Source organism: Thermodesulfovibrio sp. 1176 (assembly GCF_029946585.1).
Lineage (GTDB): Bacteria > Nitrospirota > Thermodesulfovibrionia > Thermodesulfovibrionales > Thermodesulfovibrionaceae > Thermodesulfovibrio.
On the sequence record NZ_JARZRZ010000001.1, the window covers coordinates 470,528 to 482,728 of the forward strand.

11 protein-coding genes are annotated in these 12,201 nt (G+C 35.6%); all 11 read left to right on the plus strand.

Going from position 1 to position 12,201, the window contains the following annotated elements; translation table 11 throughout:
* The first annotated feature begins 7 nt into the window (after positions 1 to 7).
* The 11 genes from QI155_RS02545 to QI155_RS02595 all read left to right on the plus strand — a co-directional run bounded on the left by QI155_RS02545 (position 8) and on the right by QI155_RS02595 (position 12,111).
* Positions 8 to 487, plus strand: a complete 480-nt coding sequence (locus QI155_RS02545) for a hypothetical protein (RefSeq protein WP_068861244.1) — start codon at positions 8 to 10, stop codon at positions 485 to 487.
* Entirely contained in the window at positions 487 to 1,338 is an 852-nt protein-coding gene (gene nadC, locus QI155_RS02550) for a carboxylating nicotinate-nucleotide diphosphorylase (protein ID WP_281321019.1), read from the plus strand. Before QI155_RS02545 ends, nadC begins: the two co-directional genes overlap by 1 nt.
* A gap of 2 nt (positions 1,339 to 1,340) precedes the next feature.
* Entirely contained in the window at positions 1,341 to 2,363 is a 1,023-nt protein-coding gene (gene purM / locus QI155_RS02555; protein WP_068861256.1) for a phosphoribosylformylglycinamidine cyclo-ligase, read from the plus strand.
* Positions 2,360 to 3,523, plus strand: coding sequence for a PAS domain-containing sensor histidine kinase (locus tag QI155_RS02560; RefSeq protein WP_068861243.1), 1,164 nt, complete (start codon positions 2,360 to 2,362; stop codon positions 3,521 to 3,523). The genes purM and QI155_RS02560 overlap by 4 nt, the downstream gene beginning before the upstream one ends.
* The gene (locus tag QI155_RS02565) at positions 3,510 to 4,919 is read left to right on the plus strand and encodes a sigma-54 dependent transcriptional regulator (protein ID WP_068861242.1); all 1,410 of its coding nucleotides are present in this window, start codon (positions 3,510 to 3,512) and stop codon (positions 4,917 to 4,919) included. The genes QI155_RS02560 and QI155_RS02565 overlap by 14 nt, the downstream gene beginning before the upstream one ends.
* A 240-nt stretch (positions 4,920 to 5,159) precedes the next feature.
* On the plus strand, positions 5,160 to 8,222 hold the full coding sequence (gene fdnG / locus QI155_RS02570) for a formate dehydrogenase-N subunit alpha (RefSeq protein ID WP_281321020.1): 3,063 nt from the start codon (positions 5,160 to 5,162) through the stop codon (positions 8,220 to 8,222).
* 10 nt (positions 8,223 to 8,232) lie between these two features.
* Positions 8,233 to 8,976: a 4Fe-4S dicluster domain-containing protein gene (locus tag QI155_RS02575; RefSeq protein WP_068861327.1), complete on the plus strand. Its 744-nt coding sequence runs from the start codon at positions 8,233 to 8,235 to the stop codon at positions 8,974 to 8,976.
* Between the two features lie 139 nt (positions 8,977 to 9,115).
* Positions 9,116 to 9,688 (plus strand): 2-oxoacid:acceptor oxidoreductase family protein, encoded by a 573-nt coding sequence (locus QI155_RS02580; RefSeq protein WP_281321021.1) that lies wholly within the window; start codon positions 9,116 to 9,118, stop codon positions 9,686 to 9,688.
* A complete protein-coding gene (locus tag QI155_RS02585; protein ID WP_254045486.1) occupies positions 9,688 to 9,972 on the plus strand; it encodes a 4Fe-4S binding protein in 285 nt (94 codons plus the stop codon). Before QI155_RS02580 ends, QI155_RS02585 begins: the two co-directional genes overlap by 1 nt.
* Positions 9,972 to 11,153: a pyruvate ferredoxin oxidoreductase gene (porA, locus tag QI155_RS02590; protein ID WP_068861324.1), complete on the plus strand. Its 1,182-nt coding sequence runs from the start codon at positions 9,972 to 9,974 to the stop codon at positions 11,151 to 11,153. Before QI155_RS02585 ends, porA begins: the two co-directional genes overlap by 1 nt.
* Before the next feature lies 1 nt (position 11,154).
* Complete coding sequence (locus QI155_RS02595) at positions 11,155 to 12,111, plus strand: thiamine pyrophosphate-dependent enzyme (RefSeq protein WP_068861323.1); 957 nt, start codon at positions 11,155 to 11,157, stop codon at positions 12,109 to 12,111.
* Positions 12,112 to 12,201: the final 90 nt, after the last annotated feature.

Here is a 12,201-nt window from a genome sequence, read left to right on the forward strand (position 1 = left end):
GGGAAAAATGGAAGAAAAAATAGAAATCGAAGGACAGAATATGGATATTGTTGAAGCTGAATTTTTGACTATAAAGCAAAGTACTGTCAAAGCTATAGAAGCAGGGACTGCAGAAATGCAACAAATATGTGCATTAAGTGTTGATACAGAAAAAGCTGAGATTACTCAGGGAGCTATAGGTTTTGTGAAATCCAATGAGTTAAATATGAATCAGTGCATAAGCGGAATTTCAATGGGAGAAAAGACTGATGTAAATTTTTCCCTTTGTCCCATTGCTATTGGTAGACAAGAGGTAGAACTGAAAAGATCAGCATCAGGCATAGTAATAGGAAATAATGTAGAAGTTAAAAACTCTGCAAGTATGATTGTAATAGGAAATAATATTCAGGGTAATGTGACAACTCTTTTTGACTGGAAGAGTGCTCTTGCAGTTACCGCTGTTGCAGGAGGAATTTACGGACTTTTAAGGCTTTTTCTTAAAAAATAATGTTCCATTTCCTTGTTGATGAGCTTTTTAAAATAGCAATATTAGAAGATGTTGGAATTGGTGATATAACTTCAGAAATAATTATCCCTCAGAAATCCATAGCGATTGCAGAAATTATTTGCAAAGAAAACATGATTCTTGCAGGGATTCCTTTTTTAAAAAGATTTTTTTCAATCCTTTCAAAATATATGGAATCAAGTAATTTTTTCTTAAAAGAAAATTACAATGATGGTGATTTTATTGAAAAAGGTAGTGTTATTGCTTCTTTGAAGGGCAATGCAAGATTTTTACTTGCCGGTGAAAGAACTGCTTTAAATCTATTACAAAGACTTTCTGGAATTGCAACTTTTACAAGAGAGTTTGTTAAAAAGGTTGAAGACCTTCCAGTAAAAATTCTCGATACAAGAAAAACAACTCCAGGATTACGATTTATGGAAAAATATGCTGTAAAGATCGGAGGAGGGAGTAATCATCGCTTTGCTTTATATGATGCCATTTTAATTAAAGACAATCACATAAAAATAGCAGGCTCTGTAGAAGATGCGGTAATAAAAGCAAAAAAAAACAACATTTATCATAAAATTGAAGTTGAGGTAAAAAATATTGAAGAACTTGAAAAAGCTATTCGGGCAGGAGCAGATATTGTAATGCTTGATAATATGGATGTTGAAACAATGAAAAAGGCTGTTGAAATTGCAAAAGACAAGGTTTTAATTGAAGCTTCAGGAGGAGTAAATCTTGACAACATAAGAGAAATTGCTCTTACAGGTGTAGATTTCATATCTATTGGTGCTTTAACTCATTCAGCTAAGGCAGTTGATATAAGTATGAAAATCAGGGAGGTTTTATGAGTATTAGTTATAAGAAAGCAGGAGTTGATATTGATGAGGCAGAAAAATTTGTAAAAATGATTTCTCCTATGGTTAAAACTACCTTTCGTAAAGAAGTACTCACTGATATAGGACTTTTTGCAGGCTTGTTTAAATTGGACATAAGAAAATATAAAGAACCTGTTTTGGTAAGTGGAACAGATGGAGTTGGAACAAAACTTAAAATAGCCTTTCAAGCAGATAAACATGACACAGTAGGTATAGACCTTGTTGCTATGTGCGTGAATGATATTTTAACGCTCGGTGCAGAGCCTATGTTTTTTCTTGATTATTTTGCCACAGGAAAACTTGATGCTGAAAAAGCCTCTCAGGTTATAAAAGGAATCGTTGAAGGATGTAGACAGGCAGGTTGTGCACTTATAGGTGGGGAGACAGCTGAAATGCCTGGATTTTACAAGAAAAATGAATATGACCTTTCAGGTTTTGCTGTCGGAGTTGTTAACAAAAGTGAAATAATTAATGGAGCAGAAATAAAAGAAGGAGACGCCATAATAGGTGTTGCTTCATCAGGACTACACAGCAATGGTTTTTCTCTTGTAAGAAAAGTGATCTTTGATATAGGAAAAATGAAGACTGACCAGTATGTTTCTGATTTGGGTTGCAGTATTGCTGAGGAATTATTGAAACCTACTGAAATTTATGTTAAAGCCTATTTTGCCCTTAAGGGAAAGGTTAAAATCAAAGGGATGGCACATATAACAGGTGGCGGAATTCCTGGAAATCTGCCAAGAATTTTCCCTAAAGGTAAAACTGCCGTGATTTATAAAAATAATTGGGAAATTCATCCAATATTTCAACTTATTCAAAAAATTGGCAAAATAACTGAAGCAGAGATGTTTAAAGTTTTCAATATGGGAATAGGTTACATTTTTGTAGTTGACAGTCAAGATATTAAGAAAACATTATCCCTGATAAATAATAAAGGATACAGAGCCTACTTGATTGGGGAGATAATAAAAGGAAAAGGAAAAATAAGGATCAGATGAAGATATTTCATACAGAACCCCAATTGGGAGAAATTTTTTTTAAATTTTTAGAGTTCTATCCTGAACCTTTAATAATTTTTTACCCTGAAGGATGTGAAATAATCTATATGAATCAGCCTGCAAGGGATTTTTTAGGTGATAAATTAGATTTATCAGAGTTTTTTGAAGAACAGGAATACAGAAATTTTATTAAATTAATTCATGATTGTCATACCAAAGAAGAACAAAGAGTTATAAGTTATAGAAAAGATGACGGAACTAAGGGAATTTTACTTTTTAGTTTATATCCTGTTGCACAAGAAGATTATAGAGTTATATTTTTTAAATTTCAAGATATAACAGAAAAGATAAAAAAGAAAGAAGAAAAAAGAAAAAGAAATGCCCAGTTGATAATGCAGGATAAACTAAAATCAATAGACCTTGTTACTTCAAGCATATCTCATGAAATAAACAATATCTGTAATTTTATGATCAATAATTTAAAAATTACCTTTCAGTGTTGGCAGGATATTTTTAATCTTGTTAAGGAATATGAAATTGAAAATGGTGAATTTTTATTAGGAGGAATATCATCTTCAGAGGTTGACAAGATTATTCCTCGAATTATGATTTCAATCATAGAAGGAATTAACAGAATTTCAGATACCGTTGATAATTTTAGAAAATATATTAAGGAAGGTTTAAAATCAGAATCTTCAATCATTGATATTAATGAAGTTGTAAGAAGAGTTGTTACCATTCTTTACCATCATATTTTTATGTATACTGAAAATTTCAATCTTACTCTCACAGAGGAATTGCCTAAAATAAAAGGTAGTATGCAAAAAATTGAACAAGTCATAATAAATTTGTTAATAAATGCTTTACAGGCATTACCTGACAGAAAAAGGGGAGTGTTTCTGTCTACAGGTATAAAAGGAGATAGAATATATATTGAAATTAGAGACGAAGGTATTGGAATCCCTAAAGATATAATGCCTTATGTATTTGAACCTTTTTTCTCAACTAAATATTCCTCTGGTGGTTCAGGTCTTGGCCTTTATCTTTCAAAATCCTTAATAGAAGAATTTGGTGGAGAAATTAATATAAATTCAGAGGAAAATAGAGGAACTCAGGTAATCATTTATTTACCCTATTTTGATAAAGATGGAAAATTTTAATTATTCTATAGCAATTGTAGATGATGAAAAGGATTCTTTATATACCTATTCACTTATTCTGAAACAAGCAGGAATTAATGATGTTGTTTTAATTCAAGACCCTCGAGAACTTCCGATCCTTTTAAAGGAGAGAACTTTTTCTGTTATACTCCTTGATCTTTCTATGCCCCATGTCTCAGGTTTTGAACTTCTGAAATATTTAACAATTGAGCATCCTGAAATTCCCGTTATTATCCTAACAGCAATAAAAGAAATAGAGACAGCTGTTGAATGCATGAAAATAGGTGCCTGTGATTATCTTTTAAAACCCGTTGAGAAAAATAAGCTCATTTCATCAATAAAAAAAGCATTGGAGATGAACCGATTAAAGGAAGAGATTTTAGGATTAAAGTATAGATTAATAGAAGATAAACTTGAACATAAAGAAGCCTTTTCAGAAATCGTCACAATAAATCAAAAAATGATAGGTATTTTTAAATATATAGAGGTAATATCAAAGACAGACCAACCTATTCTGATAACAGGCGAAACAGGAACAGGTAAAGAACTTATTGCAAGAGCAATTCATAAAGTTAGCGGTAAAAGGGGAGATTTTGTAGCAGTCAATGTGGCAGGACTTGATGATACAATGTTTTCTGACACACTTTTTGGTCACAGAAAGGGAGCCTTTACAGGAGCTATTTCAGGTAGAGAAGGGCTTATTGCAAAGGCAAAGGGAGGAACTCTTTTTCTTGATGAAATTGGTGACCTTGCCGAAGCCTCTCAACTTAAGCTTTTAAGAGTTATTCAGGAAAAAGTTTATTATCCTCTTGGTTCAGATGTCCCAAAAAGTACCGATGCAAGGATAATATGTGCGACTAATCAGGACATACTTGAAATAGTTAATAATGGAAAATTCAGGAAAGATTTATTTTACAGACTTAAAGCCCATCATGTCCATTTACCCCCTTTAAGAGAAAGAAAGGATGACATTCCAATTTTACTTGAATATTTTATTACTGAATCTGCAAAACAGTTGGGCAAGAAGCCTCCTAAGTATCCGGAAGAATTATTAATACTTTTAATGAATTATAATTTTCCGGGGAATATAAGAGAATTAAAAATGATAGTTTACGATGCAGTGGCACGATGTAAATCTCACATTCTTTCTTTAGAAGTTTTTAAAGACATGGTAGATATTAGTAATTCAATAGATAAGGAACTTAAAAGTGAGATAGTAAAGTTTTACATTCAAATGAGATTTCCTGAGAAACTTCCTACATTAAAGGAAATGGAAGAATTGCTTGTCAATGAAGCATTAAGAAGGGCAAAGGGAAATCAGGGTATTGCAGCTTCAATGCTTGGCATAACAAGGCAAGCCCTTAATAAAAGACTTCACAAAAAAAAGAACCCCTGAAAGAATTTTTTCTAATTTATTTGTTTAGCAACTAAAGTTGCATCCATTTGTATCTGAAATTTATTGAGTTTTATAGAAAATTCCTATGGCATAAAAATTGTTTATAGATTTAAATAGATGAACCGATTAACTTTTCCATACAGCCCCCTAAAAAGTTTAATCGGTGGAAGAGGGGAACGTTTTAGGTATGAAGCCTCAAGTTCCCCTTATTTTTTAAAAACTATATAAGGAGGAGGTTATATGGAGCTTACGAGACGAAGTTTTTTGAAAATCTCTACAGGTGCCTTTCTTCTTAGCTCACTCGGGCTTAATCTTGATCCAGCAAAAGCCTATGCGGCAGAGCTGAGAACAAAGGGTGCTAAGGAGACAACAACAATTTGTCCTTACTGTTCTGTTGGTTGTAGCATCATTGTATCTGTTAAGGATGGAAAGGTAATTAACACAGAGGGTGATCCAGACAGCCCAATTAATGAAGGTGCTCTTTGTCCTAAAGGAGCATCAGTATATCAGATGGCAAACAATCCTTACAGAGTAACTGAACCCCTATATCGTGCACCAGGGGCTACTGAATGGAAAAAGATTAGCTGGGAAGAAGCCTTAAACAAGATAGCCCGTCTTGTTAAGAACACAAGGGATAAGTATTTTATAACAAAAAATGACAAAGGGCAGGTAGTAAACAGAGTAGATGCTATTGCTCATGTTGGTTCAGCGGCTTTAGACAATGAAGAATGTTATCTACTTTCAAAATTATTGCGTTCATGGGGGCTTGTTTATATTGAACATCAGGCACGAATATGACATGCTCCTACTGTAGCGGCTCTGGCAGAGTCGTTTGGTAGAGGAGTAATGACAAGTCCTTGGAATGATTTTAAAAATTCCGATGTCATTTTAAATATGGGAGGTAACACTGCTGAAAACCATCCTATATCAATGAAATGGATAATGAAAGCAAAGGAAGAAAGAGGAGCAAAGCTTATTGTTGTTGATCCTCGCTTTACAAGAACAGCATCAAAGGCTGATCTTTATGTTCCTATTCGTCCAGGAACTGATATAGTATTTCTTGGTGGATTAATTAAATATATTATTGATAATAATCTTTACTTCAGAGACTATGTTTTACATTATACTGATGCATCATTTCTTGTAGATCCGAATTTCAAGCTACCCGATGAGCTTGATGGAGTATTTTCAGGATATGATGAGAAAAAGAGGTCCTATGACAGAGCTACATGGAAATTTCAGCTTGATGAAAATGGAATTCCTAAAAAGGATCCAACTCTTCAAGACCCTCGATGCGTATTCCAATTGCTTAAGAAGCATTATTCAAGATATACAATAGATACTGTATCAAGTATAACAGGTGCACCAAAAGATAAAATTGAAGAGGCATATAAAATTATCGCTTCCACTGGAAAACCTGATAAAACCTGTTCCATATCCTATGCAATGGGATGGACTCAGCATACAGTTGGTTCTCAAAATATAAGAGCTTTTGCAATCATTCAGCTACTTCTTGGAAACATAGGTATGGCTGGTGGTGGATTCATGGCTCAAAGAGGTGAATCAAATGTTCAAGGTTCAACGGATGAGGGATTATTATTCCATATTCTGACTGGATACAACCCAACACCTGTTGCCTCTGATATTGACCTTAAAACATATATTGAAAAATATACACCAAAGACAAAGGAACCAAAAAGTGTAAACTGGTGGTCAAACAGACCAAAGTATATTGTTAGTTATTTGAAAGCTTTATATGGAGATAAAGCAACAAAAGATAATGATTTCTGTTATAGTTATCTACCAAAAAGAGAGGATGGAAAGAATTACTCATGGCTCTTTTTATTTGATGAGATGTACAAAGGCAATATAAAAGGATTTTTTGCCTGGGGGCAGAATCCTGCATGTTCTGGTGGAAATTCTAATAAAACAAGAAAAGCTCTTGCAAAACTTGATTGGCTTGTATGTGTAAATCTATGGGATAATGAAACATCTTCCTTTTGGAAAGGTCCTGGAATGGATCCAAAGAAAATAAAAACAGAAGTATTCTTCCTGCCCGCTGCATCATCAGTTGAAAAAGAAGGATCCGTAACAAACTCAAGTAGAGTATTACAATGGAGATATAAGGCAGTAAATCCTCCGGGAAAATGTATGGCAGATGCAGAAATTATAAACGAACTTTATTTTAGAGTGAAGAAACTTTATGAAAAGGAAAAAGGAGCATTTCCTGAGCCAATCATTAATCTTACTTGGAATTATGGAGAAAAAGATAAATACGGAAAAATTAAACATTTTGATATTCATAAAGTTGCAAAGGAAATGAATGGATACTTTACCGAAGATATAGCAGAACATCCTATTGATAAAAAATCATACAAGAAAGGACAACAAATTCCAAGCTTTGTCCTTTTAAGGGATGACGGTTCAACTGCCTGCGGAAATTGGATATTGTGTGGTTCCTATACAGATGCTGGCAATATGATGGCAAGAAGAGGAAAGGAAGACCCAACAGGCCTTGGATTATATCCAAACTGGGCATGGGCATGGCCCTTAAACAGAAGAATAGTTTATAACCGTGCGAGTGTTGACCCACAGGGTAATCCTTGGGATCCAAAGAGAGCTGTAATTAAATGGGATGCGGAAAATAAGAAATGGGTAGGTGATGTGCCTGACGGACCTCAGCCACCACTTGCAATGGAAGGTGGAAGACTTCCATTTATTATGAAGCCACTGGGAGTAGGAGCACTATTTGGTTCGGGACTTGCAGATGGACCATTTCCAACTCATTATGAACCTCTTGAATGTCCATTTCAAGAGAATCCGTTATATAAAAAACATAGAATAAATCCGACAGTAAAGCTATTTGAAACAGAAGCTGATGTTTTTGTTTACTGTGATACAAGATATCCCTATGTTGGAACAACATACAGAGTAACTGAACACTGGCAGACTGGAGTAATGACAAGACATACAGACTGGTTACTTGAAATGGAGCCACAGATTTTTGCAGAAATAGACCCTGTTTTAGCAAAGGAAAAGGGAATAAAGAGTGGAGACAAAGTCATAGTTTCTTCAGCAAGAGGGAAAATATGGGCAATTGCAATTGTTACTCCAAGACTTCAGCCAATGAAAGTTATGGGACAAACTATTCACATTGTTGGATTACCATGGCATTATGGTTGGAGATGGCCAAAGGATGGTTCTGGTGGTGATAGTGCAAATATTCTTACTCCTTCAGTTGGTGATGCTAATGTTATGACTCCTGAATCAAAGGCATTCATGGTAAATATAGAGAAGGCATAGGAGGTGAAAAATGGCACGTAAGGGATTATTAATAACACCAGATATATGTATAGGATGTAGAGGCTGTCAGGTAGCTTGCAAGGAGTGGAATCAGCTTCCAGCTTCAAAGACAAAGAATAATGGAACTCATGAAAATCCACCAGATCTTGATGCAAACAACTTCAATAGAATTCGTTTTATTGAGTATGCTGATACAAAGGGACTTCGCTGGCTCTTTGTAAGCCACAGATGCATGCACTGTGGAGAGCCTGCCTGTGTTCAGATTTGTCCTGTAGGAGCATTGATTAAGGATAAAGAAACGGGTATTGTCTATTACGACAAGAACAAATGCATAGCCTGCCATGCCTGTAAATCTGCTTGTCCCTTTGACATACCAAGGTATGACCAGGGTGGAAAAGGTAAGATTGCTAAGTGTCACATGTGCATTGACAGGGTTCGTGCAAAACTAACACCAGCTTGTGCAAAGACCTGTCCAACAGGAGCAATTAAGTATGGAGACAGAGATACTCTAATAAAGGAAGCAAAGGCAAAGGGATTCAAACTCTATGGAGAAACAGATCTTGGTGGATTAGGAGTAGTTTTTGCCCTTAAGGATGCACCGAAGGTTTACAAACTTGCAGAGAATCCGAGAATATCCGAGTCTGTTGCATTCTGGGGCTCTGTATTAAGAACCCTTATAGGAAGAAGTGGCTCAACTACATCTTCATTCATAAAATATCTTGCTCATAAATCCACTGAAGAAGTCAAGAAATAATCAATCTAAAAAAGGGGAGGATTTAATCCTCCCCTTTTTTCTTAATTTAATTATAAAAAATTTTTATTTCATTATTAATCTTGCAAATTTAAACTTATTTTGTTAAAATATTTAGAAATTTAATTTTGAGAGGTGTTTTATGGAAAAGATTGAAGTCAGATGGCATGGAAGGGGAGGACAGGGAACGGTTACTGCTGCGAAGGTTTTTGCAGATGCTTGTTTGAGCGGTGGTAGATATGTTCAGGCATTTCCCGAGTATGGTCCTGAAAGAGCAGGAGCACCACTCAGAGCATACAATAGAATAAGTTCAAAGGAACTCAGAATGCATTGTCCAGTTTCAAATCCAGATGTTGTTGTAGTTGTTGACCCCACATTGATAGAAAGCATTGATGTTACAGAAGGAGCAAAAGATAATGCTTCCTTTATTGTTAATTCTTCTAAAGATCCAAAGGAACTAAGAGAGAAACTTAAACTAAAATCAACACAAAAAATCTATGTTGTAGATGCTACAAAAATTGCTCTTGAATGCTTTGGAAGACCGATGCCGAACTCACCAATGGTTGGTGCTTTAAACAGAGTAACGGGTTTAGTTGACTTAGAAATACTTCTTGAAGATGTTAAAAAAAGCTTTGGAAAAAAGTTTGCTCAGAAAATAATTGATGGTAACCTCTTGGCTGTAAAGAGAGGTTACGAGGAGGTGAAAGAAGGATGATGGGATGGAAAGATATACCACCAGGAATGGTAATTCTTGAACCAGGAAGCGCTCTTAAGATTAAAACTGGTTCATGGAGAGCCTTTAGACCAAGATGGATTGAGGAAAACTGCATTCAATGTCTTCTTTGCTGGCTTTACTGTCCAGACAATGCTGTAAAAGTTAAGGATGGAAAAAGACAGGATTTTGATTTTGACTACTGTAAAGGCTGCGGACTTTGTGCCCTTGAATGTCCTGGTAAAAAAGGAAATAAAGCAATTGTAATGGAAGAGGAGGTAAAGTAATGACCAAGGTAGTGGCAGTAACAGGCAATGAAGCAGTAGCAAATGCCTTTCGTCAGGTAGAACCTGATGTATGTGCAGCCTATCCAATAACTCCTCAAACAGAGCTTATGCAGAGATTTGCCTCTTTTGTTTCCGATGGCAAAGTTAAAACAGAGCTTGTTCTTGTTGAAAGTGAACATTCAGCATTAAGTGCCTGTGTAGGAGCTGCAGCAGCAGGTGGAAGAGTGGCAACTGCAACAGCATCACAGGGACTTGCTCTTGCATGGGAAATTTTATTTATTGCCTCAGGATTTAGACTTCCAATTGTAATGCCTGTTGTTAATAGAGCCCTTTCAGCACCAATCAACATTCATTGTGATCATTCAGATGCAATGGGTGCAAGGGACAGTGGCTGGATTCAGCTATGGAGTGAAAATGCTCAGGAAGCCTATGATAACACAATTCAGGCATTCAGAATTGCTGAACATATGGATATAAGACTTCCTGTAATGATTTGTTATGATGGCTTTATAATAAGCCATTCAATAGAACGAATTGAGTATCTTGATGATGAGCTTGTTAAGAAGTTTGTTGGTGAGTATAAACCTCTTTATCCTCTTTTAGATGTAGATAAACCTAAAAGTTATGGTCCATTGATTCTCACTGATTTATACATGGAAGTAAGAAGGTCTCAGGCAGAGGTTTATAAAAAGGTGCCAAAGGTTGTTCTGGAAGTGGCAAAGGAGTTTAAAAAAATATCAGGTAGAAGTTATGGACTTTTTGAAGCTTATAGGCTCGATGATGCAGAAATCGGGGTTGTTATTTTAAACTCGGCAGCTGGAACAACAAAGGATGTTATAGATGAATATAGAGCTCAAGGAGTAAAAGTAGGACTCCTTAAACCAAGGCTTTTCAGACCCTTTCCTTATGAAGAAGTGGGAGAGGCTCTTAAACATTTAAAGGCGGTATGCGTCCTTGATAGAGCCGATGGCTTTGGTGGCTCCTTTGGTCCTCTTTATCTTGATATTGCAGCAAGCCTTTGTAATTTTAAAGAAAAACCAATTTTAATCAACAGAATATACGGACTTGGTGGAAGAGACTATATGCCAGAACATGCTCAACAAGTGATTGAAGAGTTGCAGAAAATTGCAAAAACAGGAAAAGTAAAAATACTTAAAGAATACATTGGAGTGAGGGAGTAAAATGGCAACACCATTAAATCTAAAAGAACTTTCAAAGCAGGAGTTAAGATTTACTTCAGGGCATAGGCTATGTGCTGGATGTGCAGCACCAACTGTGGTTAAAATGATACTGCTTGCCGCCTGTGACTGGCCTGTTGTTGTGGCATCTTCTACAGGATGTCTTGAGGTTTCCTCATGTATATCAACATATACTGCATGGAAAGTGCCATGGATTCATCAAGCCTTTGAAAATGCTGCAGCAACATTAAGTGGCGTTGAAACAATGTATAGATCTTTGAAAAAGCAAGGAAAACTTGATAAAGACATAAAATTTATAGCAATTTGTGGAGATGGCGGAACCTATGATATCGGCTTTCAGAGTCTTTCTGGCGCGATGGAGCGCTGGCATAATATGCTCTATGTATGTTACAACAACGAAGCATATATGAATACAGGAATTCAGCGTTCTGGTGCTACTCCAACCTATGCAGATACAACAACCTGTCCAGCAGGTTCTGTAATCCCTGGTAAACCTCAACCAAGAAAGGATTTAACAAAAATTATGGCAGCCCACGGAATTCCTTATGTTGCACAGGCTGCACCATCGCACTGGCCTGATCTTATGAAAAAAGTAAGAAAAGCCCTTGAAATTGAAGGTCCAAAATTTATGAATATTTTCACTCCCTGTAATCGTGGATGGAGAACAAGAACAGATGATGCTATACTGCTTAGCAGACTTGCTGTTGAAACCTGTTTTTGGCCTCTCTATGAAGTTGAAAATGGAGTTACTCGCGTTACATATAAACCAAAAGAGAAAAAGCCTGTAGTTGAATTTTTGAAAGCTCAAGGAAGATTCAAACATCTTTTCGAGCCAGGAAAAGAAAAATTAATTGAACAAATTCAAGAGATGATTGATAAAAACTGGGAAAGACTTTTAAAAGAAGAAGAGATGTTTTCTTCAAAAGAAGAAGCTAAGTAAAATCTTTTCGGCTCTTTGTTTAATTAACAGAGAGCCGTTCTTTTTTTTCTTTATTTTTGTTATACTATTAGCTATCACTTTTTTAAAGGT

What these genes read in the sequence shown, in the direction of transcription:
- QI155_RS02545 (WP_068861244.1), top strand. Translation starts at nt 8, where the DNA reads ATGGAAGAAAAAATAGAAATCGAAGGACAGAATATGGATATTGTTGAA.
- nadC (WP_281321019.1), top strand. Translation starts at nt 487, where the DNA reads ATGTTCCATTTCCTTGTTGATGAGCTTTTTAAAATAGCAATATTAGAA.
- QI155_RS02560 (WP_068861243.1), top strand. Translation starts at nt 2,360, where the DNA reads ATGAAGATATTTCATACAGAACCCCAATTGGGAGAAATTTTTTTTAAA.
- QI155_RS02565 (WP_068861242.1), top strand. Translation starts at nt 3,510, where the DNA reads ATGGAAAATTTTAATTATTCTATAGCAATTGTAGATGATGAAAAGGAT.
- QI155_RS02575 (WP_068861327.1), top strand. Translation starts at nt 8,233, where the DNA reads ATGGCACGTAAGGGATTATTAATAACACCAGATATATGTATAGGATGT.
- QI155_RS02580 (WP_281321021.1), top strand. Translation starts at nt 9,116, where the DNA reads ATGGAAAAGATTGAAGTCAGATGGCATGGAAGGGGAGGACAGGGAACG.
- QI155_RS02585 (WP_254045486.1), top strand. Translation starts at nt 9,688, where the DNA reads ATGGGATGGAAAGATATACCACCAGGAATGGTAATTCTTGAACCAGGA.
- porA (WP_068861324.1), top strand. Translation starts at nt 9,972, where the DNA reads ATGACCAAGGTAGTGGCAGTAACAGGCAATGAAGCAGTAGCAAATGCC.
- QI155_RS02595 (WP_068861323.1), top strand. Translation starts at nt 11,155, where the DNA reads ATGGCAACACCATTAAATCTAAAAGAACTTTCAAAGCAGGAGTTAAGA.